At 74.5% G+C, this 23,448-nt stretch carries 25 protein-coding genes; 15 read left to right on the top strand and 10 right to left on the bottom strand.

The window, feature by feature from the left end; genetic code table 11:
- Nucleotides 1-3: 3 nt before the first annotated feature.
- Nucleotides 4-126, bottom strand: a complete 123-nt coding sequence (locus ACZ6O5_RS17250; protein ID WP_465978231.1) for a hypothetical protein — start codon at nucleotides 124-126, stop codon at nucleotides 4-6.
- Between the two features lie 196 nt (nucleotides 127-322).
- Here ACZ6O5_RS17250 and ACZ6O5_RS17255 point away from each other — a divergent pair, with 196 nt between their 5' ends.
- Nucleotides 323-1,822 (top strand): glycoside hydrolase family 3 protein, encoded by a 1,500-nt coding sequence (locus ACZ6O5_RS17255; RefSeq protein WP_465978233.1) that lies wholly within the window; start codon nucleotides 323-325, stop codon nucleotides 1,820-1,822.
- A 46-nt stretch (nucleotides 1,823-1,868) separates the two neighbouring features.
- Here the strand turns inward: ACZ6O5_RS17255 and ACZ6O5_RS17260 are convergent, their stop codons facing one another.
- Nucleotides 1,869-2,156, bottom strand: a complete 288-nt coding sequence (locus ACZ6O5_RS17260) for a GNAT family N-acetyltransferase (RefSeq protein ID WP_281939550.1) — start codon at nucleotides 2,154-2,156, stop codon at nucleotides 1,869-1,871.
- The gene (locus ACZ6O5_RS17265) at nucleotides 2,153-3,379 is read right to left on the bottom strand and encodes a cysteine desulfurase-like protein (protein ID WP_465978236.1); all 1,227 of its coding nucleotides are present in this window, start codon (nucleotides 3,377-3,379) and stop codon (nucleotides 2,153-2,155) included. The genes ACZ6O5_RS17260 and ACZ6O5_RS17265 overlap by 4 nt, the downstream gene beginning before the upstream one ends.
- Before the next feature lie 59 nt (nucleotides 3,380-3,438).
- On the opposite strand from ACZ6O5_RS17265, the gene ACZ6O5_RS17270 reads away from it, so the two are divergent.
- The 7 genes from ACZ6O5_RS17270 (at nucleotide 3,439) to ACZ6O5_RS17300 (ending at nucleotide 7,808) form a co-directional block, all read left to right on the top strand.
- The gene (locus tag ACZ6O5_RS17270) at nucleotides 3,439-3,804 is read left to right on the top strand and encodes a hypothetical protein (RefSeq protein ID WP_465978237.1); all 366 of its coding nucleotides are present in this window, start codon (nucleotides 3,439-3,441) and stop codon (nucleotides 3,802-3,804) included.
- A gap of 77 nt (nucleotides 3,805-3,881) precedes the next feature.
- Nucleotides 3,882-4,703 carry a DUF1206 domain-containing protein gene (locus tag ACZ6O5_RS17275; RefSeq protein WP_465978239.1) on the top strand — a complete coding sequence of 274 codons (822 nt, stop codon included), beginning with the start codon at nucleotides 3,882-3,884 and terminating at the stop codon, nucleotides 4,701-4,703.
- Between the two features lie 78 nt (nucleotides 4,704-4,781).
- The gene (locus ACZ6O5_RS17280; RefSeq protein WP_465978241.1) at nucleotides 4,782-5,978 is read left to right on the top strand and encodes a mechanosensitive ion channel family protein; all 1,197 of its coding nucleotides are present in this window, start codon (nucleotides 4,782-4,784) and stop codon (nucleotides 5,976-5,978) included.
- Between the two features lie 273 nt (nucleotides 5,979-6,251).
- Entirely contained in the window at nucleotides 6,252-6,686 is a 435-nt protein-coding gene (locus tag ACZ6O5_RS17285; protein WP_107160733.1) for a phage holin family protein, read from the top strand.
- Complete coding sequence (locus ACZ6O5_RS17290; protein ID WP_465978243.1) at nucleotides 6,683-7,048, top strand: DUF3618 domain-containing protein; 366 nt, start codon at nucleotides 6,683-6,685, stop codon at nucleotides 7,046-7,048. The genes ACZ6O5_RS17285 and ACZ6O5_RS17290 overlap by 4 nt, the downstream gene beginning before the upstream one ends.
- Nucleotides 7,045-7,317, top strand: a complete 273-nt coding sequence (locus ACZ6O5_RS17295; RefSeq protein WP_107160738.1) for a DUF4235 domain-containing protein — start codon at nucleotides 7,045-7,047, stop codon at nucleotides 7,315-7,317. Before ACZ6O5_RS17290 ends, ACZ6O5_RS17295 begins: the two co-directional genes overlap by 4 nt.
- Before the next feature lie 287 nt (nucleotides 7,318-7,604).
- Nucleotides 7,605-7,808, top strand: coding sequence for a cold-shock protein (locus ACZ6O5_RS17300; RefSeq protein ID WP_091424054.1), 204 nt, complete (start codon nucleotides 7,605-7,607; stop codon nucleotides 7,806-7,808).
- 102 nt (nucleotides 7,809-7,910) lie between these two features.
- Here the strand turns inward: ACZ6O5_RS17300 and ACZ6O5_RS17305 are convergent, their stop codons facing one another.
- Complete coding sequence (locus ACZ6O5_RS17305) at nucleotides 7,911-8,102, bottom strand: hypothetical protein (protein ID WP_281939568.1); 192 nt, start codon at nucleotides 8,100-8,102, stop codon at nucleotides 7,911-7,913.
- 91 nt (nucleotides 8,103-8,193) lie between these two features.
- Nucleotides 8,194-9,177: an aldo/keto reductase gene (locus ACZ6O5_RS17310; protein ID WP_465978245.1), complete on the bottom strand. Its 984-nt coding sequence runs from the start codon at nucleotides 9,175-9,177 to the stop codon at nucleotides 8,194-8,196.
- An 87-nt stretch (nucleotides 9,178-9,264) separates the two neighbouring features.
- Between ACZ6O5_RS17310 and ACZ6O5_RS17315 the strand changes: the two genes are divergently transcribed.
- Together ACZ6O5_RS17315 and ACZ6O5_RS17320 are read left to right on the top strand one after the other, a co-directional pair.
- Nucleotides 9,265-10,056 (top strand): trans-aconitate 2-methyltransferase, encoded by a 792-nt coding sequence (locus tag ACZ6O5_RS17315; RefSeq protein ID WP_465978247.1) that lies wholly within the window; start codon nucleotides 9,265-9,267, stop codon nucleotides 10,054-10,056.
- Entirely contained in the window at nucleotides 10,053-11,078 is a 1,026-nt protein-coding gene (locus tag ACZ6O5_RS17320; protein ID WP_465978249.1) for an adenosine deaminase, read from the top strand. Before ACZ6O5_RS17315 ends, ACZ6O5_RS17320 begins: the two co-directional genes overlap by 4 nt.
- Nucleotides 11,079-11,290: 212 nt before the next feature.
- Here the strand turns inward: ACZ6O5_RS17320 and ACZ6O5_RS17325 are convergent, their stop codons facing one another.
- Both ACZ6O5_RS17325 and ACZ6O5_RS17330 read right to left on the bottom strand, forming a co-directional pair.
- Complete coding sequence (locus ACZ6O5_RS17325; protein ID WP_199199906.1) at nucleotides 11,291-12,679, bottom strand: HAMP domain-containing sensor histidine kinase; 1,389 nt, start codon at nucleotides 12,677-12,679, stop codon at nucleotides 11,291-11,293.
- Between the two features lie 29 nt (nucleotides 12,680-12,708).
- Nucleotides 12,709-13,398: a response regulator transcription factor gene (locus ACZ6O5_RS17330; protein WP_107160748.1), complete on the bottom strand. Its 690-nt coding sequence runs from the start codon at nucleotides 13,396-13,398 to the stop codon at nucleotides 12,709-12,711.
- A 73-nt stretch (nucleotides 13,399-13,471) separates the two neighbouring features.
- Here ACZ6O5_RS17330 and ACZ6O5_RS17335 point away from each other — a divergent pair, with 73 nt between their 5' ends.
- A complete protein-coding gene (locus ACZ6O5_RS17335; RefSeq protein WP_465978251.1) occupies nucleotides 13,472-14,401 on the top strand; it encodes an ADP-ribosylglycohydrolase family protein in 930 nt (309 codons plus the stop codon).
- Nucleotides 14,402-14,736: 335 nt separating this feature from the next.
- On the opposite strand, the gene ACZ6O5_RS17340 is transcribed toward ACZ6O5_RS17335, so the two are convergent.
- A complete protein-coding gene (locus ACZ6O5_RS17340; protein WP_465978253.1) occupies nucleotides 14,737-15,678 on the bottom strand; it encodes a DUF1775 domain-containing protein in 942 nt (313 codons plus the stop codon).
- A gap of 200 nt (nucleotides 15,679-15,878) precedes the next feature.
- Here ACZ6O5_RS17340 and thrS point away from each other — a divergent pair, with 200 nt between their 5' ends.
- Nucleotides 15,879-17,888 carry a threonine--tRNA ligase gene (thrS, locus tag ACZ6O5_RS17345; protein ID WP_465978255.1) on the top strand — a complete coding sequence of 670 codons (2,010 nt, stop codon included), beginning with the start codon at nucleotides 15,879-15,881 and terminating at the stop codon, nucleotides 17,886-17,888.
- 50 nt (nucleotides 17,889-17,938) lie between these two features.
- Nucleotides 17,939-18,484 (top strand): HIT family protein, encoded by a 546-nt coding sequence (locus tag ACZ6O5_RS17350; protein ID WP_281939582.1) that lies wholly within the window; start codon nucleotides 17,939-17,941, stop codon nucleotides 18,482-18,484.
- A gap of 60 nt (nucleotides 18,485-18,544) precedes the next feature.
- Here ACZ6O5_RS17350 and ACZ6O5_RS17355 read toward each other — a convergent pair whose 3' ends face one another.
- Nucleotides 18,545-19,081 (bottom strand): hypothetical protein, encoded by a 537-nt coding sequence (locus ACZ6O5_RS17355; RefSeq protein WP_281939584.1) that lies wholly within the window; start codon nucleotides 19,079-19,081, stop codon nucleotides 18,545-18,547.
- Between the two features lie 83 nt (nucleotides 19,082-19,164).
- On the opposite strand from ACZ6O5_RS17355, the gene ACZ6O5_RS17360 reads away from it, so the two are divergent.
- Both ACZ6O5_RS17360 and ACZ6O5_RS17365 read left to right on the top strand, forming a co-directional pair.
- On the top strand, nucleotides 19,165-19,785 hold the full coding sequence (locus tag ACZ6O5_RS17360) for a CG0192-related protein (protein WP_465978257.1): 621 nt from the start codon (nucleotides 19,165-19,167) through the stop codon (nucleotides 19,783-19,785).
- A 281-nt stretch (nucleotides 19,786-20,066) separates the two neighbouring features.
- Nucleotides 20,067-21,125: an aldo/keto reductase gene (locus ACZ6O5_RS17365; protein WP_465978259.1), complete on the top strand. Its 1,059-nt coding sequence runs from the start codon at nucleotides 20,067-20,069 to the stop codon at nucleotides 21,123-21,125.
- Between the two features lie 56 nt (nucleotides 21,126-21,181).
- On the opposite strand, the gene ACZ6O5_RS17370 is transcribed toward ACZ6O5_RS17365, so the two are convergent.
- On the bottom strand, nucleotides 21,182-23,344 hold the full coding sequence (locus ACZ6O5_RS17370; RefSeq protein ID WP_465978261.1) for an elongation factor G-like protein EF-G2: 2,163 nt from the start codon (nucleotides 23,342-23,344) through the stop codon (nucleotides 21,182-21,184).
- Nucleotides 23,345-23,448: the final 104 nt, after the last annotated feature.

A 23,448-nucleotide genomic window follows, 5' to 3' on the forward strand; every position in this document is an offset into this window, starting at 1 on the left:
GTGTCAGCGGCGGAACATCGCGCGGATCGCGATCAGCAGGAAGATCGCGCCCACCACCAGGCCGAGCAGGCGTACGCCGGGGATGTCGGCGGCGCCGGCGGCGTCCGCGAGCGGCAGGGCGGGCATGGACGAACTCTCCCACGGGGCGGGTCGGGACGCCAACAGCTAACAGTAAGGATTGTTGACTATTTAGCTGCGCGGTGTGACCATGTCAGCACCCGTCGATCCCCGGCGGGTCCGTGGGGATACGGGGGTACGACAGCGTGAGCGCGAGGAGTGAGCCGGGTTTGCGAGCCCCGCAGTCGCGAATGAGGGCGGCCCGATGAGCGAGCGGATCGTCGGTGCGACCGGAGACCTGGCGGCGCTCGCCGCCGCCGTCCTGCAACCCGGGTTCGTCGGCACCACCCCGCCGCCCTGGGTCTGCCGTTGGCTCGGCGAGGGGCTCGGCGGGGTGGTCCTGTTCGCCCGCAACGTCGTCGACCACGAGCAGGTCGCGACGCTGACGGCGAACCTGCGGGCGGAGCGGCCGGACGTGATCGTGGCGATCGACGAGGAGGCCGGCGACGTCACCCGGATCGAGTCGGCCCGGGGCAGCTCGCGGCCCGGCAACTTCGCGCTCGGCGCGGTGGACGACGCGACGCTGACCGAGGACGTCGCCCGCGACCTGGGCGCCGAGTTGGCCGCGGTCGGCATCACGCTCGACTACGCCCCGGACGCCGACGTCAACTCCAACCCGGCCAACCCGGTCATCGGGGTGCGCTCGTTCGGCGCCGACCCCGAGCTGGTCGCCCGGCACACCGCCGCCTGGGTGCGCGGCCTCCAGGCCGGCGGCGTCGCCGCCTGCGCCAAGCACTTCCCCGGGCACGGCGACACCCGGGTCGACTCCCACCTCGACCTGCCCCGCATCGGCGGCGACCGGGCCCGGCTGGACGCGGTCGAGCTGGCCCCGTTCCGCGCCGCGGTGGCGGCCGGGGTCCAGGCGGTGATGACCGGCCACCTGCTGGTGCCGGCGCTCGACGAGGAACTGCCGGCCACGCTCAGCGCGCGCATCCTGGGCGGGCTGCTCCGCGAGGAGTTGGGCTTCAACGGCGTGGTGGTGACCGACGCGGTGGAGATGCGCGCGGTGTCCGACCGGTACGGCTTCGCCGGGGCGGCGGTGCGGGCGCTCGCCGCCGGCGCGGACGCGATCTGCGTGGGCGGGGAACGGGCCACCGAGGCCGACGCCCGTGAGCTGCGCGACGCGATCGTGGCCGCGGTGGTGCGCGGCGAGCTGCCGGAGGAGCGGCTGGCCGAGGCGGCGAAACGGGTCGGTCAGCTCGCCGCGTGGAGCGTCGCCGCCCGCGCCCACCGCAGCGGTGGGCGGCCGGCCGCCGACGGGTCGCCGATCGGGCTGGCCGCCGCCCGCCGGGCCGTCCGGGTCACCGGTGACGCCGGGCTGCTGCCGCTGGCCGGGCCGGCGCACGTGGTGGAGTTCGCGCCACCCCGCAACATCGCCATCGGTGAGGAGACCCCGTGGGGGATCGCCGCGCCGCTGGCCCACCTGACGCCGGGCACCACCACCGCCCGGTACGCCGCCGACGCCGTCCCGGCCGACCCGGCCACCGGCCCGGCCGACCGGCCGCTGGTGCTCGTGGTCCGCGACCTGCACCGGCACGGCTGGATGCGGGACGCGGTGACCCGGGCGCTGGCGTCCCGCCCGGACGCGGTGGTGGTCGAGCTGGGCGTGCCCGAGCTGGCCGCCGGTCGGGTGCACCTGGCCACCCACGGCGCCACCGCGGCGGCGGCCCGGGCCGCCGCCGAACTGCTCGCCGGCGTCCGCTGAACTCCCGGCCCGGCCGGGTGGGGAGGTCCCCCGGTCGGGCCGGGCCTCAGGGCGCGTCGACCACCAGGTCGGCGTAGTCCGGGTGCCGTTCGATGAACGCGGCCATGAACGGGCAGCGGGGCACCACCCGGCCACCGTTGGCGCGCACCTGGTCCAGCGTGCCCCGGATCAGCGCGGCGCCCACGCCCTGCCCCTGGTAGCGGTCCTCGACCTCGGTGTGCGTGAAGACCAGCACCTCACCGCGCGGCAGGTACGCGGTGAAGCCGGCCAGCGCGTCGTCGACCAGGATCTCGAAGCGGTGCTTGGCGGGGTTCTCCTCGACCAGGAAGCTCACCGGACCATTGTCCCCTCGCCGTCGGCCAGCCGGTCGAGTTCGGCCAGCAGCCGGTCCACCTCGTCGACGGTGTTGTAGTGGTAGACGCTGGCCCGCACCGCGCCGCCGCTGTCGCGCAGGCCCATGGCCTGGAAGTACTCGTACGCGTAGTAGTCGCCGGAGGAGAGGCAGAGATCCGCCTCGCCGAGCGCCGCGGCGGTCTCCGCCGGGGTTCGCCCGGCCACCCGGAACGACACCGTGGGGCAGCGCCGGGCGGGCGCGCCGTACACGGTGACGAAGGGTCGGGAGGCCAGCCCGGCGAGCAGCCGGTCGAAGACCGCCTCCTCGTGCGCCTGGGCGGCGGACAGGCCGGCGCGGACCCGCGCCCGGCGGTCGCCGGTCGCGGCCGGGTCGAGCGACGCCAGGTGGTCCACCGCGGCGGTCACGCCGGCCAGCAGCGGGAAGCTGGGCGTGCCGTACTCGAAGCGGTCCGGGACCGTGTCGGCGGAGGGCAGCAGCTTCGCCGGGCGCAGCGCCGCCCACCGCGCCGGGTCGGCGACCATCGCCGCCAGGTGCGGGCCGGACCACTTGTACGCGCTGGTGACCAGCACGTCCGCGCCCAGTGCGGCCAGGTCGGTGGGGCCGTGCGGCACCGAGTGCACCCCGTCCACGCAGACCAGCGCGCCGACCGCGTGCGCGGTCTTGGCGATCGCCGGCACGTCCGGCGCGGTGCCGACCGCGTTGCTGCCGGCGGTCACCGCGACCAGCCGGGTGCGCTCGCCGACCAGGTCGGCGTACTGGCCGGCGGGCAGCTCACCGGTGGCCCGGTCGAACTCGGCCCAGCGCACCGTCGCGCCGGCCGCCTCGGCGGCCTGCACCCAGGGCCGGACGTTGGCGTCGTGGTCCAGCCGGGAGACCACCACCTCGTCGCCCGGTCGCCAGCCGGCGCCCAGCGTCCGGGCCAGCGTGTAGCTCAGCGCGGTGGCGCTGGGCCCGAGCACCACGCCCGACGGGTCCGCGCCGAGCAGGTCGGCGACCGCGGCCCGGGCGTCGGCGACCAGTTCCAGCGCGCGCCGGCCGGGCCGGAAGGCGGTGCTGCGGTTGCCCATGGCGGCGCGCATGGCGTCGGCCACCGCCTCGATCACCCCGGTCGGGGTCTGGGTGCCACCGGCGCCGTCGAAGTGGGCGAAGCCCTCGCCCAGCGCGGGATACGACCCCCGCACCCGGGCAACATCAAAAGCCATCCCCGCACCCTAGCCTGCGGGACCGGGAGCGGTGGTGGCGAGCACGTACCGTTGGGGAGGTGACGAACCGACGCGCCACCTTCCCCCCGACCCCCACCCGTCGTGCCGCCGGGCTGCTCGCCGGTCTCGCCCTCGGCGCCGCGTTGCTCGCCGGCTGCAGCTCCAACGGCGCCGACACCGACTGCGGCCTGGACGCCTGCACCATCACCTTCGACCGTGGCGTGGACGCCAGCGCCACCGTCCTCGGCATCGAGGCCAAGCTCATCGGCGCGCAGGACGACCAGGTCACCGTCGAGGTGGCCGGGGAGCAGCTCTCGCTCACCACCGGCCAGCAGGCCACCGAGGTCGGCGGCTTCCAGGTCAGCCTGGACAGCGTCACCGACCAGAACGTCACGCTGCGGGTGGCCCGCAACCCCAACAACTGATCGGATTCGGCCGGGCGGCGGTCGGCGGCGGCGGGCGGTGACGTTTGGAAAACTGCACGTCGGGAGATTGAGGGCCCATGTCTCTCTCCCGGAACGCCGGAGCCACCGCCGCCCAGGCCAAGAACAGCCGGTGGCTCGAACTGCTGACTCGCGCCGGTTTCATCGGCTACGGAATCGTCCACCTCCTGTTCGCCTGGCTGGCGGTGCAGATCGCCTTCGGGAATTCCGGGGAGGAGGGCAACCAGAACGGCGCGCTGCGCACGCTCGGCGAGCAGCCGCTCGGCAAGTTCGTGCTGGTGGTGATCGCCGTCGGCCTCTTCGCCATGGCCATCTGGCAGGCCTCCGAGGCGCTTGTCGGTCACCAGTCCAGGACCGGCAAGGAGCGCACCTTCGAGCGGATCGCCTCGGTCGTCCGGGTGATCATCTTCGTCTGGCTGGGCTGGACCGCGATCAAGGTCGTCCAGGACGCCAGCTCCAACTCCTCGGACCAGCAGCAGCAGCTCACCGAGAAGCTGATGGCCTCCGACGGCGGCCGGTGGCTGGTCGGCCTCGCCGGTGTGGTGCTCGCCGCGGTCGGTATCGGCATGGTGATCTACGGCCTGAAGAAGAAGTTCGAGCGCAACCTGAAGACCGGTGAGATGAGCCCGAAGACCCGCCAGCTCACCCGCCGCCTCGGCATGGCCGGGTACGCCGCCCGGGGCGCCGTCTTCGCCATCGCCGGCCTGCTGATCGTGGTCGCCGCCGTCAAGTACGACCCGGAGAAGGCGCGCGGCCTGGACGCCGCCCTGCGGACGCTGCGCGACCAGGCGTACGGGCCGTGGTTGCTGGCGCTGATGGCGCTCGGCATCGCCGCGTTCGGTGTCTACTGCTTCTTCCAGTCCCGGTATCGCAAGGTCTGAGCCTGGTCGATATCCGGACCGCGGGGCACCATGGGGCCTTTGTGCCCGAATCCGCGCGGGCCGGAGGGAGAGAATGTCGTGCAGAGCTATCTGGTGACGGTCGCCGCCGCGCTCGCCGCGGCGGCGGTCGCGTTGGTGCTGGTCGAGGTGGTGCACCGGCTCACCCGCCGGCTGGGTCGCCGCTCGCTGCTGATGACCGAGCTGACCGAGCACTCGCACCGCGCGTTCCAGGCCGCCGCCACCGTGGTCGGCGTCCAACTCGCGGTGCGGTTCACCACGCTCTACGCGGTGGGCAGCCCGTGGCGGCAGTTCGTCCTGCACACGCTGGTGCTGGCGATGATCGCCGCGGCGGCCTGGCTGGTGGCCTCGCTGCTGGTGGTGGCGGAGGACACCGCGTTGGCCCGGTTCCGGGTGGACGTGCCGAACAACCGGCACGCCCGCCGGGTACGGACCCAGGTGGTGCTGCTGCGCCGGCTGACCATCGCGGTGATCGTGATCCTCGCCGTCGGCGTGATGCTGATGACGTTCCCGGCCGTACGCGGCGTCGGCGCCGGCGTGCTCACCTCCGCCGGTGTGGTCGGTGTCGTCGCCGCGCTCGCCGCGCAGAGCCTGCTCGGCAACGTCTTCGCCGGCCTCCAGCTCGCCTTCAGCGACGCGGTACGCCTCGACGACGTGGTGGTGGTCGAGGGGGAGTGGGGCCGGATCGAGGAGCTGACGCTCAGCTACGTGGTGGTGCAGATCTGGGACGACCGCCGGTTGATCCTGCCCACCTCGTACTTCACCAGCAAGCCGTTCCAGAACTGGACCCGCACCGAGGCGGCGGTGCTCGGCACCGCCGAGTTCGACCTCGACTGGGCCATCCCCGTGCAGGCCATGCGGGAGGAGCTGCGTCGGCTCTGCGAGGGCACCGAGCTGTGGGACGGCCGGGTCTGCGTGCTCCAGGTGACCGACGCGACCGGTGGGATGGTCAAGGTCCGCGCGCTGGTCAGCGCCGCCGACGCCGGCAGCCTCTGGGACCTGCGCTGTCTGGTCCGCGAGCACCTGGTGACCTGGGTCCGCGACCACCGCCCGACCGCCCTGCCCCGGCTGCGTGCCGAGGTGGGCGACGCGACCGGCCCGCTGCCCTGGCAGGCGGTGCAGCCGCGCCGGGCGGCCCGCCGGCCGGCCGACACCGAGGCGCACGACGACGCGCGGGTCTTCGGCGGCAGCGACGACGGGGACGCCCGCAGCGAGGTGTTCGTGGGCCGCGAGGACCACGCCGAGGCCCGCCGCTGAGCCGTCGTACCCCGATCGGAGCCCTCGGCCGCACGCGTGGCGCCGGGGCTCTCCGTGCGTGCCGAGCCTGGGCCGGGCGTCCGGGGTTCGTAGCGGGCCGGGCCGGACGGGTTTGCCCGGCCGAGTTCCGGGGACCTGCTGCGCACGCCCCGGATTCCGGCTGGTTGACGCCGGGCGCCGGTGGCGCGCGGCCGGGCCGACCGGCCGCCCCGCGCAGGATTGACGGGCGGCGACTCCGGGCATACAGCGCGGTGATGAAGAAAGGAGGACAGCATGGCTGACGTCGCGAGTCACAGTACGTCCCGGACCGGGCACGAGCCGTCCACCGCGGAACTGGTGCAGCGGGCCACCGAACAGGTCACCCGTCTGGTACGGGACGAGTTGACGCTGGCCCGGGCGGAGCTGACCCAGAAGGGCAAGCACGCCGGGATCGGGATCGGTCTGTTCGGCGGCGGCGGGGTGATGGCCCTCTACGGCGCCGGCGCGCTGGTCGCCACCGTGATCCTGCTGCTGGCACTGGTCATGCCGGCGTGGCTGGCCGCCCTGATCGTGGCGGTGGTGCTGTTCCTGCTCGCCGGGATCCTGGCGCTGGTGGGCAAGAAGCAGGTCAGCCGTGCCGTCCCGCCGGTGCCGGAGGCGACGGTCCGCAGTGTCCGGGCGGACGTCGACACGGTCACCGCCGCGGTGAAGGACGGGAGGCGGGCGTGACCGGCAACGGGAACGAGAAAGAGAACGGGAACGGGACCCCGGACGTGGCGGCGCTCCGGGAGGAGATCCGCCGGACCCGGGTGGAACTCGGTGAGACGGTGGAGCTGTTGGCGGCCCGGGCCGACCCGAAGGCGCTGGTGCGGCACTCCGCCGAGCAGGCCAAGGCGAAGGTGCGCCAGGAGGCGTCGCTGACCGTCGCCCGGGTGCGCACGCGGGCCACGGAGCGGGCCCGGCAGGTGCGGGCGCAGGCGTACGAGTCGGGTGAGGCGGTCGGGCGCAACCCGTTGCCGTGGGCGGTCGTCGCGGCCGGCGCGGTGGTGACCGTGGTGGTGCTGTTGGTGGTCCGAGGGAGGCGCAGGTGAGCGGCAGGATCGGCAAGGCGGCCTACAAGCCGGTGGGGGTGCTGCTCGGCCTGGCCGCCGGCACGGTCGCCGGGATGATCTTCCGGCAGGTCTGGAAGCTGACGGCGGGCGACGGCGACGCGCCGAGCGCCACCGACGAGGACCGCGGGTGGGGCGAGGTCCTGGCCGCCGCGGCGCTCCAGGGCGCGATCTTCTCGGCGGTGCGCGCCGCCGTGGACCGGGGCGGCGCGGTCGGCGTACGCCGGCTGACCGGGCACTGGCCGGACTGAACCAGCTCGATCGAAGGCCCCTTTCCCATGGCGTGGGAGAGGGGCCCTTCGCGTTTCCGGACCCCGGCCATCCGTCGATCTCCGGACAACTTTCAGGTCACATGTCGGAGAACTTCGTCCGGTAGGCTGTGCGAAGTTTTTGCGTACGTGGTTTGCTGTCTCACGCTGTTGCGAGACGCGTGGGTTGAGGGACGTTCCCTGCATGGGGCCGCCTCAGGCGCCGCTGCTCGAAAACGGCCAATCGGCCGCACGGCGTGCTCGGCCGCCAGTTTTAGAAGGAGTTGCACATGGCGCAGGGAACCGTGAAGTGGTTCAACGCTGACAAGGGCTTCGGCTTCATCACCGTCGACGGCGGGGGTGCAGACGTGTTCGTCCACTTCTCGGCCATCCAGTCCAGCGGCTACCGCACGCTGGAGGAGAACCAGCGGGTGGAGTTCGAGATCGCCCAGGGTCAGAAGGGTCCGCAGGCCGAGCAGGTCCGCCCCATCTGAGCTGACACCGCGCCGGCCGCGCCGGCCGGTGCACGAAGCCCCGCATCCCGTACGGGAGGCGGGGCTTCTCCGTGTCCCGCCCGGCAGGCGCGCCGGTGCGCCTCAGCGGCGCCGGGCCCGCATGCCGAGCCAGAGCGCCACGAACCCGACCAGGACGACCACCGGGCCGACCAGTGCCCAGATCCGCCGGTCGGTCAGCACGCTGCCCTCGACGTAGCCGAGGCCCAGCACGGTCCAGAGCGCGCCGATCACCACCGCCAGCAGGCCCATGGTGAGCCGGAACCAACCCCTCATCGCGCCCCCTCCGACGACGTCCGCCCCACCCCAGCATGCCCGCCGACGCCGGTCGTGGGCGACGCCGCGCCGACGGGCCGGGCCGGTGCGGTCACCACCGGTCGTGCACCTGCGGCCGGATCAGCTCGTCGTAGGTGGCCCGCACGGAGGCCAGCTCCACCTCGGTCAGCGGCGGCTGGCCGGCCGCCTCGGCGTTGCGCCGGGCCTGCTCGGCGGAGCGGGCGCCGGGGATCACCACGGTCACGCCGGGCTGGTCGAGGATCCAGCGCAGCGCGAACTGCGCCATGGTGCGGTCGTCGCCGACAAGTGGCGCGAGCCGGCGTACCGCGGCCAGGCCGAGGTCGTAGTCGACGCCGGAGAACGTCTCGCCGACGTCGAACGACTCGCCGTGCCGGTTGTAGGTGCGGTGGTCGTCCGCCGGGAACGTGGTGTGCTCGTCGTAGCGGCCGGAGAGCAGGCCACTGGCGAGCGGGACCCGGGCGATGACGCCCACCCCGGCCGCGGCGGCGGCCGGCAGCACCCGCTCCAGCGGCTTGTGCCGGACCGCGTTGAGGATGATCTGCACGCTGGCCACGCCGGGCCGGGCGATGGCGGTGAGTGCCTGGTCGCAGGTCTCCACGCTGACGCCGTACCCGGCGATGCGCTTCTCGGCGACCAGCGTGTCCAGGGCGTCGAAGACGCGGTCGTCGGCGAAGACGGCGGTGGGCGGGCAGTGCAGTTGCACCAGGTCGAGCGTGTCGACGCCGAGGTTGGCCCGGGACCGGTCGGTCCAGGCCCGGAAGTTGTCGAGCGTGTACGCCTCCGGCGTCTGCGGCACCCGCCGGCCCATCTTGGTGGCCACGGTCAGCCCGTGGCCCGGGTGGGCCCGCAGGAACCGCGCGATGAGCTGTTCGCTGCGGCCGTCGCCGTACACGTCGGCGGTGTCCAGGAAGGTGACGCCGGCGTCGACGGCGGCGGCCAGCAGGTCGAGCGCCGTGTCCTCACTGACCTCGCCCCAGTCGGCGCCGAGCTGCCAGGCGCCGAGTCCGATGATGCCCACGTGCCGGCCGAGCCGGTCGAAGTTGCGCTGTTCCATCCGGTCGAGCCTAGTGAGCGGGTTGCCGTGGCGCTCGCCGGGCCGTACGGTCTTTAACAAGACGTACGTACGGTTTGGAGGCTTGTCATGTGGGACCCGAGCACCTACCTGCGCTACTCCGACGAACGCTCCCGGCCCTTCCACGACCTGCTGGCCCGCGTCGGCGCCGAGCGCCCGCGCGCGGTGGTCGACCTCGGCTGCGGGCCCGGCACGCTCACCGCCGGGCTCGCCGAGCGCTGGCCCGGCAGCCGGATCACCGGCCTCGACTCCTCGCCCGAGATGATCACCCGGGCCGCCGCCCTGGCCGCGCCGGTCACGTTCGCCGTCGGCGACGCCCGCGACTGGCGGCCGGCGCCGGACGTCGACGTGCTGGTGGCCAACGCGGTGCTCCAGTGGGTGCCTGGCCACCGCGAGCTGCTCAACCGCTGGGCCGTCGAGCTGCCGCCGGACGCCTGGCTGGCGTTCCAGGTCCCCGGCAACTTCCCGGCGCCGTCGCACCGCGCGCTGCGCGAGGTCGCCGGCCGGGACCGGTGGCGCCAGCCGCTCGCCGGGCTGCTGCGCGAGGCGCCGGTCGGTGAACCCGTCGACTACGCCACGCTGCTGACCGGGGCGGGCTGCGCGGTGGACGCCTGGGAGACTACCTACGTGCACCTGCTCCCGGTCGCCGGCGCGGACCACCCGGTGCTGACCTGGATGGAGGGCACCGCGCTGCGCCCCGTCCGGGCCGTGTTGGACGCCGCCGGCTGGGCCGACTTCCGGGTCGAGCTGGGGGCCCGCCTCGCCGAGGCGTACCCGGTGCGGCAGGGTCAGGTGTGTTTCCCATTCCGCCGGATCTTCGTGGTGGCCCGCACCGGCGCCCGCGCAGAGGAGAACCCGTGACCGATCTGTCCACCTTCATCGCCGGCCTGCCCAAGGTGGAGCTGCACGTGCACCACGTCGGCTCCGCCTCGCCCCGGATCGTCGCCGAACTGGCCGCCCGGCACGAGGGGCGCAGCCCCGTACCGGCCGACCCGGAGGCGCTCGCCGACTACTTCGCGTTCCGCGACTTCGCCCACTTCATCGACATCTACCTGAGCGTGGTGGACCTGATCCGGGACGCCGACGACGTCTGGCTGCTCACCCACGAGGTGGCCCGCGAGCTGGCCCGCCAGCAGGTCCGCTACGCCGAGCTGACCGTCACCCCGTACTCGCACGTGCACCGGGGCATCCCCGCGCCGGCGTTCTGCGAGGCGATCGAGGACGCCCGCAAGCGCGCCGAGGCCGACTTCGGCATCGCGCTGCGCTGGTGCTTCGACATCCCCGGCGAGGCCGGGCTGCCGGCCGCCGAGCAGACGCTGCGCATCGCGCTGGACGAGCGGCCGGACGGGCTGATCAGCTTCGGTCTCGGCGGCCCCGAGATCGGCGTGCCCCGGCCGCAGTTCAAGCCCTGGTTCGACCAGGCCCGCGCGGCCGGGCTCCGGTCGGTGCCGCACGCCGGTGAGACCACCGGGCCGGAGACCATCTGGGACGCGCTACGCGAGCTGGGCGCCGAGCGGATCGGCCACGGCATCTCCGCCGTGCTCGACCCGGCGCTGCTGGCCCACCTGGCAGAGCGCCGGATCCCGCTGGAGGTCTGCCCCACCTCGAACGTCCGCACCCGAGCGGTGGCCAGCCTGGACGAGCACCCGCTGCCGCAGCTCGTCGAGGCCGGCGTGCCGGTCAGCATCAACTCCGACGACCCGCCGATGTTCGGCACCACGCTCGACGAGGAGTACGCGGTCGCCGCCCGGCTGCTGAAACTCGACGCGCACGGGGTGGCCGCGCTGGCCCGCGCCGCGGTGGACGCCGCGTTCCTGGCACCGGCCGAGGCGGCCCGGATCAAGGCCGAGATCGACGCGTACGCGGCGGGCGCGGCGCGCTGACCGACCGGACGGAGAGCGGCGCGCGACGGGAGCGAGGTGTGGGGGGACCGGACTCCCGCCGCGCGCACGGATCCGCCGGCCGGAAGGTGTTACGGGGCGTCCCGGCCGACGGAACTGATGGGTTCTGTCAGAGATCCTGGCATTTCGCGGCGGTGTCGGGGCGGTCGTTAAACCAGTCCTAAGGAGAACTTGCGCCGGCCCACAAGCAGGGGTCAGCGCGGGCGTGGCCAGCGCCGTCCGGCGCGTGGCTCCCGGGCCTCCCGGGTCATCCGACCCACCAGCCCGAACCGGTTGACCTGCCGGGGCGCCGCGTCCGGATCGGCCAGCAACATCACCACGCTGGCCCCGCCGAGCCGGGCCCGGTCGATGCTCACCGAGCCGTTGGCCTGCAACGCGACCCGCTTGGCGATGTCCAGCCCGAGCCCGGTGGAGCCCTTGTCGCTCTCGCCCCGGCGCAGTGCCCGGTCCGGGTTGGCGATGCCCGGCCCGGCGTCGTCGATCCGGATCGCCACCCAGCCGTCCCGGCGGCTCACCGCCACCTCGAACGCGGTGCCCTGCGGCGTGTAGCGGAACACGTTGCCGATCACCGCGTCGAGCGCGGCGGCCAGCTCGGCCCGGGGCACCGGCGCGGGGATGCGCAGTTGCGCCCCGACCACCCGGTGCGGCCGGTTCTGGTCGCCGGCCAGCGCCGACCAGAAGACCATCCGGTCCCGCACCACCTCGCTGACGTCGCAGGACGCCGGGGCGGTCTCCTGGCTGACCGCCTTGCGGGTCGTCTTGATGAGCTGGTCGACCTCGCCCTCCAGCGTGACGATGGCCTGCCGGATGCGCCGGATGCCACGTCGCCGGTCCAGCTCCGCCTCGCTGAACGTGCCGATGCTGGTGTCGTCGGACTCCAGGGCCTCCGCGTCCAGCCGCAGCGCGGTCAGCGGGGTACGCAGCCGGTGCGACAGGTCGGCGACGAGTTCGTGCTCGTCGGCGCGGAGCGCCACCAGCCGTTCCGCCATCCGGTTGAACGCGTGCCCCGCCTCGGCCAGCTCCCGGGGCCCGGCCGGCTCGACCCGTACGCCTAGCTCGCCGTCGCCCACCGCGAGCGCCGCCTTGACCAGGTCGCCGGTGGCGTCCACGGCCCGGGCCGCCACCCGGTCGACCACGATCACCGCGGCGCCGACCAGCGCCAGCGCCACCGCGAGCAGCAGCAGCCACCGCCCACCGCTGCCCGCGTCGAGCACCTCGTCGGGGACGAAGACCTCCACCACGGCCACCCGGTCCCCGAGCACCACCGGGTCCAGCCGCAGCACGCCACCGTCCACCTCGGTCACCACCGAGCGCCGCTGCGCGGCGGCGTCGGCCAGCGCGGCGGAGTCGGCACGGCCGGCGGACTCGTCGGCGCCGACGCCGTGCACGACCGGCCGCAGCGCCGGGTCGTCACCGCTGGCCGCCACCGCCCGCCGGACCACCTCCGGGTCGGTGCTGACCGCCAGCGCGCCGGTGACCAGGGCACCGCGCCGGGCGGCGTCGGCCAGCTTCTCCTCGCGGGACTGGTCCGACAGGGTGATCCCGAGCGGGACGAGGAAGGCGAGCGCGACCAGGCTGCACATGCCGGCGGTGAGCCAGGCCAGCGCCGTCCTCAGTCCGGTGCCACCAGCCGGAAGCCGACCCCCCGCACGGTGCGCAGGTAGCGCGGCTTCGCCGCGGACTCGCCCATTTTGCGGCGGAGCCAGTACAGGTGAACGTCGATGGTCTGGTCCTCGCCGACCGATGGCTGCCGCCATACCTCCTCCAAGAGTTCCCGCCGGGACACTACCCGGCCGGGACGCGCGGCGAGATACGCCAGCAGGTCGAATTCCTTGCGGGTCAGCGCCAGCGCCTCCCCGTCCAGTACCGCGCTGCGCTCGCCCACGTCCACCCGCAGGCCGCCGACCGTGTGCACGGCCGGTTGCACGGTACGGCTGGCCCGACCGGCCCGGCGCAGCACGGTGGTGATCCGGGCGTCCAGGTGCGCGCCGGTGAACGGCTTGACCATGTAGTCGTCCGCGCCGGCCCGCAGCAACCGGACCACCGACTGCTCGTCGTCGCGGGCGGTGGCGATGATGATCGGCACGTCCGTGATGCCGCGCAGCATCCGCAGCGCGTCCGAACCGTCCAGATCCGGCAGGCCCAGGTCGAGCACCACCAGGTCGGGCGTCTCCGCGGCGACCCGGCGCAACGCGTCCAGCGCCGTGCCGACCGCGTGCACCGCGTGGCCCCGGTCGGTCAGCGACCGCAGCATCGCGCCGCGGACGACGTGGTCGTCTTCGACCAGCAGGACGGTTGCCACGTCAGCACCGTACTCGGCGTGGCAAGTCGGTCGCGTTGCGGCAGGCCGGGGAACCGGGCAAGCTGGAACGGCGATGACGTTCACCCTCTTCCCCGACGCCCGCCTCACGCTCGCCCGCGACGCGCTGGCCGGCCTATCGGTGGGCGACGCGCTCGGCTCCCAGTTCTTCGTGCCCGGCCGGCACCCGGCCGACCTCGCCGAGGGCCGGCTCCCCGCCCCGCCGTGGGAGTGGACCGACGACACCGAGATGGCCTGTTCCGTGGTGGCCGAGCTGGCCTCCGCCGGGCGGATCGACCGGGACCGGCTGGCGCTGGCGTTCGCCGAGCGCTGCGAGCCGTACCGGGGTTACGGCCCGGGCGCGGTGACCGTCCTGCGGCTGATCCGCACCGGCACGCCGTGGCCGGTGGCCGCCGCGTCGGCGTTCGACGGGCAGGGTTCCTGCGGCAACGGCGCGGCCATGCGGGTGGCCCCGCTCGGCGCCTGGCACGCCGACTCCACCCGGCGCGCCGCCGACCAGGCCCGGGCCTGCGCCGAGGTGACCCACGCGCACCCGGAGGGGATCGCCGGCGCGGTGGCCGTGGCGGTGGCCGCCTCGTTGGCCGCCCGGGCCCGCCTCGACGGCGACCGGCCCGAACCGGCCCGCCTGCTCAACGCCGTGGCCGGCGCGCTCGACCCGGCCGGGGAGGTGCACCGGGGCGTCCGCCGGGCCGCCGCGCTGCTCGGTCGCCCGGCCGCCGACGTGGTCGACGCGGTGGGCAACGGCTCGCGGGTCACCGCGCAGGACACCGTCCCCTTCACGCTCTGGGTCGCCGCCACGCTGCTGGCCGACTACCCGGCCGCGATCCGCGCCTGTGTGGAGGCGGGTGGCGACGTGGACACCACGGCCGCGATCGTCGGCGGCGTCGTCGCCGCGTACGCCGGGGTCGGCACGCCCGGCGGCGTCCCGGAGGGCTGGCTGACGGCGCGCGAGCCCCTGCCCGGCTGGCTCACCGCCCCGGCCTGACCCCGCCCCGTCGGCGCTCCGGCGGGGCGTGCCCGGCGCCGATCCGCGCCCGTCACGACGTCGTCCCGGCTGGGCCCGGCGGCCGTCGCCGGCGGGCTCCTCGCACCCGCTGTGCCGCCCGTGCCCGTCGCGTCCGCTGTGCCGCCCGCGGGTGGTGCCGCCGGCGGCTGCCGCCAGCCCCACCATCACCGTCAGTGACGTGCCGGAGGGGCGTGGTGCGACGAAGCGATATACCTCAGCGTCATAATTATGACGCTGAGGTATATCGCTTGGCGGACTCACTATCCCCGCGGCGCGACACGCCGACGAAGTGCCGTCCCGACACGCCCGCGCGTTCACGCGGGCGGGCGCGCGCCGCCGACCGGGACGGGCTCGACCATGGTCACGCCGTCGCCGTCGCCGTCGCCGTCGCCGTCGCCGTCGCCGTTGCCCGTCGCGCTCCGGTGCGCGGTGCCGGCCGGGGGTGCCTCGGCGGTGGGGGAGTCGGGTCCGGGCGACAGGGTCATGGTGCCGCTTCGGCGGCGGCTGAGCAGCCAGCCGATCGCCCCGCCGCCGGCCAGGCCGGCGAGCAGGCCACCGCCGAGCAGCAGGTCCGCGCTCGGCCCGTCGTCGGCCGCCGGCGCCGCGGCGGTCACGTCGGCCGGCGCCGGGTCGCCCGGCGTGCCGTGGCCGCCGTGCACGCCACCGACCGCACCGGCGCCACCGACCGCACCGGCGTCGCCGCCGTGCGGGGCGGCCCCTGACAACGGCGGCAGCAACGCGACGGTCGGCGCCGGGTGCGCACCACCGGCCGGGTCCGCCCAGCGGACCACCGTGCCGTCGGCGTACGTCTGCACCACGGTGAAGGTCAGCCGGTCGGTGGCCGGCATCGGGCCCATGCCCAGTGGCAGCCGGACCGCCCCGGTGCCGCCGCCGGGCACCCGCAGCCAGGTCACCGCGTGCGTCACCTGGTTCAGCTCGGCGGCATGGATGCCGGCCACCGGCTGGTCCAGGGTGCGGGTGGTGATGGTCGGCGCCCAGTCCGGCACGGACAGCGGGTAGACCTCGCCGATCGGCGCGTCCGCCGGCATGGTCAGCTCGATCTTGCTGGTCCGGGTGCCGGGGCGGTCGGCGGGCACCACCACCGACAGCTCGATCGCGTCGCCCTGGCGCACCTCGCCGGGAGAGGTCGTGACGGTCACGCCGGCGGCGGCGGCCGGGCCCGGCCAGCTCACCGCGCCGGCCAGCGCGGCGGCCAGCAGCGACGCCGCCCACCGACCCTGACGGGTCATCCTCATGGTCGTCCCCATCCTCGTCGACTGGGGCCGGTTCCGGCTCCGGCCCCACCCGGTAGTTCGGCCGGGAGGACGGAAAGGTTCAACGCGGCGGGGAAGTCGTGACCGGCGGGCCGGCGTCGGCGTCGGCGTGGTCCGGGTGACCGATAGCATCGCAGGGGCCGGTCCCCGGCAGATCCGTACCGTCGACGACAGGAGTCACCGTGTCCGCACCCCGTACCCCCGCCGTGGCCGACCCCGTCGTCGTCGCCGCCGGGACCACGGCGGCCGACGCGGTGGCCGCGGCCGGCCTGCCCACGACCGGGCCCAAGGCCGTCGTGGTGGTCCGCGACCCGCGCGGCCAGCTCCGCGATCTGGACTGGGTGCCGGCCGAGGAGACCACCGTCGAGCCGGTGGCGCTGAACAGCCCGGCCGGCCTGGAGGTGCTGCGGCACTCCACCGCGCACGTGCTCGCGCAGGCCGTGCAGGATGTCTTCCCGGAGGCGAAGCTCGGCATCGGCCCGCCGATCGAGAACGGCTTCTACTACGACTTCGGCGTCGACAAGCCGTTCCAGCCGGACGACCTGGCGAAGCTCGAGAAGCGGATGCAGGAGATCGTCAAGTCCGGCCAGCGGTTCCGCCGGCGGCGCTTCGCCAGCCTCGACGAGGCCCGGGCCGAGCTGGCCGCCGAGCCGTTCAAGCTGGAGCTGATCGAGGTCAAGGGCGAAGGGCTGGACTCCTCCGAGGTGATGGAGGTGGGCGGCGGCGAGCTGACCATCTACGACAACCTCGCCGCGAACGAGGAGAAGGTCTGCTGGTCGGACCTGTGCCGGGGCCCGCACCTGCCGAACACCCGGCTGATCGGCGCGTTCAAGCTGATGCGCTCCGCCGCCGCGTACTGGCGGGGCTCCGAGAAGAACCCGCAGCTCCAGCGCGTCTACGGCACCGCGTGGCCGACCCGGGACGAGCTGAAGGCGTACCTCAAGCTGTTGGAGGAGGCCGCCCGGCGCGACCACCGCAAGCTCGGCGCGGACCTCGACCTGTTCAGCTTCCCCGACGAGATCGGCTCCGGCCTGCCGGTCTTCCACCCCAAGGGTGGCGTGCTCAAGCGGGTGATGGAGGACTACGTCCGCACCCGCCACATCGAGGAGGGCTTCCAGTACGTCGGGACGCCGCACATCTCCAAGGAAGGTCTCTTCCACACCTCGGGACACCTGCCCTACTACAAGGACACGATGTTCCCGCCGATGGAGATGGAGGGCAGCGACTACTACCTCAAGGCGATGAACTGCCCGATGCACAACCTGATCTACCGGTCGCGCGGGCGGTCCTACCGGCAGCTCCCGATCCGGCTGTTCGAGTTCGGGTCGGTCTACCGGTACGAGAAGTCGGGCGTGATCCACGGGCTGACCCGGGTGCGCGGCTTCACCCAGGACGACTCGCACTCCTACTGCACCCGCGAGCAGGCGCCGGCGGAGATCAAGCACCTGCTGGGCTTCGTGCTCAGCCTGCTGCGTGACTTCGGTATCGACGACTTCTACCTGGAGCTGTCCACCCGCGACGACACCCGGCCGGACAAGTTCGTCGGCACCGACTCCGACTGGGCCACCGCCACCGCCGTGCTGGAGGAGTGCGCCCGGGAGACCGGCCTGGACCTGGTGCCCGACCCGGGCGGCGCGGCCTTCTACGGCCCGAAGATCTCCGTGCAGGCCAAGGACGCCATCGGCCGGACCTGGCAGATGTCGACGATCCAGTACGACTTCAACCAGCCGAAGGGCTTCGGGCTGGAGTACCAGGCCGCCGACGGCACCCGGCAGCAGCCGGTGATGATCCACTGCGCGAAGTTCGGCTCGATCGAGCGGTTCATCGGCGTGCTCACCGAGCACTACGCGGGCGCGTTCCCGGCCTGGCTCGCGCCGGTGCAGGTGGTCGGCATCCCGATCCGCGACGACCACGGCGACTACCTGGAGGAGTTCGCGGCGACGCTGCGCCGGCACGGGATCCGGGCCGAGGTCGACCTGGGCGACGACCGGATGCAGAAGAAGATCCGCAACGCGCAGCAGCAGAAGATCCCGTTCATGGTGATCGCCGGCGACGACGACGTGGCCGCCGGCACGGTCTCGTTCCGCTACCGGGACGGCTCGCAACGCAACGGGGTGCCGCTGGCCGAGGCGGTGGCGCACGTCCGCGAGGTGACGGAGTCCCGCACCAACAGCGGCCCCAGCGCCGCCTGAGCGGCGGCGCTGTTCAGCGGCGGTGGGGCGCGGATCGTAGGATCGCCGGTGTGACAGGGGTGGAGCGGCACACGGACAGTGGCCTGGCGGACGGGCTGGACCGGCTCTGGACGCCGCACCGGATGACCTACATCTCCGGCGACGACCGGCCCGAGGGCGGGTACGAGAAGCCGACCGGCTGCCCGTTCTGCCTGGCCCCGGGCCGGCCGCCGGAGGAGAGCCTGGTGGTCGCCCGGGGCGAGCACGTCTTCGCGGTGCTCAACCTCTATCCCTACAACCCGGGCCACCTGCTGATCTGCCCCTACCGGCACGTGGCCGACTACACCGAGCTGGACGCGCCGGAGACGACCGAGCTGGCCGCGTTCACCAAGGACGCCATGCGGGTGGTCCGGCGCACCTCCAGCGCGCACGGGTTCAACCTGGGCATGAACCAGGGTGGCGTGGCCGGTGCGGGCATCGCCGCGCACCTGCACCAGCACGTGGTGCCGCGCTGGGGCGGCGACGCCAACTTCATGCCGGTCATCGGCCGCACCAAGGTGCTGCCGCAATTGCTCGCCGACACCCGCGCCCTGCTCGCCGAGGCGTGGCCCGCCTGACTCGGCGCGGCCGGCCCCGCCCGGCCTGACTCGGCGCGGCCGGCCCCGCACCGGCCCGACTCAGCGCAGTCGGCCCCGCACCCGGGCGAGTCGGCGGCGGGCCCCGGTGGCGGTCCGCTGGGCCGCCGCGGCCCGGTCCGCGGCCAGTTCCGCGCGGACCGCGAGCTGACGCAGCCGACGCTGCACCATCCGGTCGCCGTGCCGCGCGATCCACAGGCAGACCCCGGCCAACGGCAGCTCGACCAGCACCGCCAGCACCACCGACACCACCAGGTCCGGCCCGGGCGGCGTGGTCGTCACGTCGAACCAGGCGTCCACCGCGAGCATGGTCGCGGTGGCGGCGGCCGCGAGCACCACCTGCCGGTTTCCCCGGTACGCGTGCCAGGCGGTCAGCCCGAGCAGCGCCACCAGGCCCAGGTCGAAGCCGACCCAGGCGGCCCGGTAGTGCACCGTGACCTGGTGCCGGGGCAGGGTGAACGCCAGGTAGCCGATCCAGGGCAGGGTGAGCACGGCCAGCGCCACGAACGTGGGCGCCACCCAGCGGGGCGCCGGGCGTACCCGCGCCGCCTCGTCGACCTGATCCACCGACGTCTCCATGCGCGCCTCCCGGCCCCGGTGGTGCCCGCGCCACCGGGCTCGGCAAACCCCGACGGTCACCCCTCGACAGTACGATCTTGCGCATGGCCCTGTTGCACCGCGCGGAACTGCGCCCCTCGAAGTTGGAGCTGCTCGCCGGGTGGCTGCCCGGCCGGCCCTGGTTCTCCGGCGGCGCCGACGGGCCGGTGACCCGGGTGGCGGCCTACCGGTTCGACGACCCGGCCGGCGAGGTCGGCATGGAGACGCTGCTCGTGCGCGCCGGAGACGGGCCGGTGCTCCAGGTGCCGCTGACCTACCGGGGTGCCCCGCTGCCCGGCGCGGAGCGGTTCCTGGTCGGCGTGGTCGAGCACTCGGTGCTCGGCCGCCGCTGGGTGTACGACGCCTGCGGTGACCCGGTCTACCCGCCGGCGTTGGCCGCCGCGGTGCTCGCCGACGCGGGCCAGGCAGAGGAGCACTTCGAGGTCGACGGCGAGCGGGAGGTGCGGGCCCCGAGCATGACCGTGTCGGGCAGCCGCACCGACCGCGCGCTGCCGGCCGGCCCGGCCGACGAGGTGGTGGACGGCGATCCCACGGTGATCCGCGTCGACGGGGTGGAGTTGGCCCTGGTCCGCCGGCCCGCCCCGGCCGACACGCAGGCGGCGGGCCGGCTCACCGGCGCGTGGCCGGGCCGGGACGCGCCGGTGCTGCTGGCCTACGCCCGCTGACTCCCGGCCGTTGCGGGCCCGCGGTTCGCGGCCGGGCGCCGAGTGCCGGCGTTCCGGCCCGCTTCGACGTGCGGTGCTCGACGGGGTGGCGTGCGCGACGGTGTGGCGCGCTCGACGAGCGATTGCTCCGGAGCAATATGACGAGGAGTCATAATTATGACTCTGCGGTATGTCGGTTACTCGGCGACACTTTCCCGCTGGCGTCACGGAGTGTGACGAAATGCCGGCGCACCCGGTGACGAACGGGCCCGCCCGTGCCGGGAAGGTGACAGGATTCGGCGATGGCAGTCAGCACGCGGCCGCTCGGCCGTAGCGGCATCGAGGTGAGCGCGCTCGGCATGGGGTGCTGGGCGATCGGCGGCCCGTGGGCCGAGGGCGCCCGCCCGTTGGGCTGGGGGGCCGTCGACGACGACGAGTCGGTCCGGGCCGTCCGCCGTGCGCTCGACCTCGGGGTGACGCTCTTCGACACCGCCGACACGTACGGGGCCGGGCACGGCGAGCGGGTCCTCGGGCGGGCCCTCGCCGGCCGGCGCGACGAGGCGGTGATCGCCACCAAGTGGGGCTACACGTTCGACGAGCGCACCCGGCAGGCCACCGGCGAGAACGCCTCGCCGCAGTACCTGCGCCGGGCGGTGGTCGACTCGCTGCGCCGGCTGGGCACCGACCGGATCGACCTCTATCAACTCCACCTCGGCGACCTGCCACTGCCCCGCGCCGAGGCGCTGGTCGGCACGCTGGACGAGCTGGTCGCCGCCGGCCTGATCCGGGCGTACGGCTGGAGCACCGACCGGGCCGACCGGGCCGGCGCCTTCGCCCAGGTGGCCCACGGTGCCGCCGCGTTGCAGCACGCGCTGTCGGTGCTGCGGGACGCCCCCGCCATGCTGGCCGCCTGCGACAAGCACGACCTGGCCAGCCTGGCCCGGGGGCCGCTCGGGATGGGGCTGCTCACCGGCAAGTACACGCCGGAGTCCACGCTGCCCCGCGACGACGTGCGCGGCCTCGGGACGACCTGGCTGGAGTGGTTCCGCAGCGGCCGGCCGGCCCCGGAGTGGCTGCGCCGGGTGGCCGCGGTCCGGGACGCGCTCACCGCCGACGGCCGCACCCTGGCCCAGGGCGCGCTCGGCTGGATCTGGGCGCGCAGCGCCCGGGCGGTGCCGATCCCCGGCGCCCGTACGGTCGCCCAGGTGGAGGAGAACGCCGCCGCGCTGGCCCGGGGCCCGCTCGCCCCGGACCAGTTCGCCGAGGTCGAGCGCCGACTCGCGGCGGTCAGAACGGCCGCCCGCCGCGACGCCGACCGCCCGCACTGGCCGATGCCCCCCGTCCCCACCGTCCGCCCCTGACCCATCTCCCCCCGCTGACCCCCGCGCAGATTCACGGAAAGGGGGTGGGGTGGGGGTTAGGGGTGGGGGGTGGACTCCTTGACGGCCTGGTCGGCCAGGTGTGGGGGCATGGGGTCGTGGCGGGCGAACTCGCGGCGGAACGTGCCGGTGCCGGCGGTCATCGCGCGCAGCTCGACCGCGTACCGCAGCAGTTCGGTTGCGGGCACCTCGGCGCGTACCAGCGTGCGGCCCTCGGCGTCCGGGTCGGGCTCGGTGCCCAGCACCCGGCCGCGCCGGCCGGACAGGTCGCCCATGACCGCGCCGACCGAGGAGTCGGGCACCCGGACGACGATCTCGTCGACCGGCTCCAGCAGCGTCGGCCGGCCCTTCTCGGCGGCGTCGCGCAGCGCCAGCGCGCCCGCGGTCTGGAACGCGGCGTCGGACGAGTCGACGCTGTGCGCCTTGCCGTCGACGAGCGTCACCCGCAGGTCCACCACCGGGAAGCCGGCGACCAGACCGCGTTCCATCTGCGCCCGGACGCCCTTCTCCACCGACGGGATGTAGTTGTGCGGGACCGCGCCGCCGACCACCCGGTCGACGAACTCGAACCCGGCGCCCCGGGGCAGCGGCTCCACCTCGAGGTCGCAGACCGCGTACTGGCCGTGGCCGCCGGACTGCTTGACGTGCCGGCCGTGCCCCCGGGAGGCCACGGTGAACGTCTCCCGCAGCGACACCCGGACCGGCTCGGTGTCCAGCTCGACGCCGCCGCCGCGCAGCCGGTCGAGCACCACGTCGGCGTGCGCCTCGCCCATGCACCAGAGCACCAACTGGTGGGTCTCCGGGTTGCGCTCCAGGCGCAGCGTCGGGTCGCCGGCGACCAGCCGGGACAGGTTGCGGGCCAGCGCGTCCTCGTCGGCCCGGCTGCGCGCCACGATCGCCACCGGCAGCAGCGGCTCGGGCATCTCCCAGGGTGCGATCAGCAGCGGATCGTCCTTGGCGGACACGGTGTCGCCGGTCTCCGCGCTGCCCGACTTGGTGATCGCGCAGAGGTCGCCAGCGACGCACACCGGCACCTCGCGCAGCGTCGCGCCGAGCGGGCTGTAGACGTGCCCGACCCGCTCGTCGGCGTCGTGGTCCGGGTGGCCGCGCTCGGCCAGGCCGTGCCCGGACACGTGGACCACCTGGTCGGGGCGGAGCGTGCCGGAGAAGACCCGGACCAGCGAGACGCGCCCGACGTGCCGGTCCACCGTCGTCTTGACCACCTCGGCGACCAGCGGGCCGTCCGGGTCGCAGGTCAGCGGCGGGCGGGGCGAGCCGTCCAGCCCGGTGACCGCCGGCAGGTCGTGCTCCAGCGGCGACGGGAACGCCGAGACCAGGCCGTCGAGCAGCGCGTCCAGGCCGACGCCGGTCTCCGCGCAGACCGGCACCACCGGGTAGAAGTGGCCGCGGGCGACCGCCGTCTCCAGGTCGGCGATGAGCACCTCGGGGTCGATCTGCTCGCCGCCGAGGTAGCGGTCCATCAGGGTCTCGTCCTCGCTCTCCGCGATGATCCCCTCGATCAGCTCGTCGCGGGCCTCCTGGATGGCCGGCAGGTGCTCCGGGTCCGGTTCGCGCACCGCCGGCGGCAGCCCGCCGGAGTAGTCGAACACCCGGCGGGTGATCAGGCCCATCAGCCCGGCCACCGACTCGCCGTCGTCGCCCAGCATCGGCAGGTAGAGCGGGAGCACGTTGTCGCCGAAGACGCGCTGGCAGAGCGCCACCGCCTCGTCGAAGTCGGCACGCGGGTGGTCCAGCCGGGAGACCGCCACCGCGCGCGGCATGTCCACCGCGGCGCACTCCTCCCAGAGCGCGGCGGTGGCGGCGTCCATCCCGTCGACCGCGGAGACCACGAACAGCGCGGCGTCGGCGGCGCGCAGGCCGGCCCGCAGCTCGCCGACGAAGTCGCCGTAGCCGGGCGTGTCCAGCAGGTTGACCTTGACGTCGCGGTGGACCAGCGGGGCGCAGGCCAGGCTCACCGAGCGCTGCTGGCGGACCGCCGCCGGGTCGTGGTCGCAGACCGTGGTGCCCTCGGTGACGGCGCCGGCCCGGCCGATCGTGCCGCTGGCCGCGAGCAGCGCCTCGACCAGCGTGGTCTTGCCCGCGCCGGAGTGCCCGACGAGCACCACGTTGCGAACCCTGCCGGGCTCGGTCACCACCGGCACGCCGCCGGTGACACCCTTCTCGTGACTCTTCTGCGCCATCGCGGCGCACCTCCCTCAACCGGTGGTGGTGGCGACCGCCGCGGGCGACGGGAGCGGACCCCCGGGGTGGGCGCCGCGGCGATATCTTCCGGTGGACTCCTGCG

Source organism: Micromonospora sp. NPDC049201, from assembly GCF_055586805.1.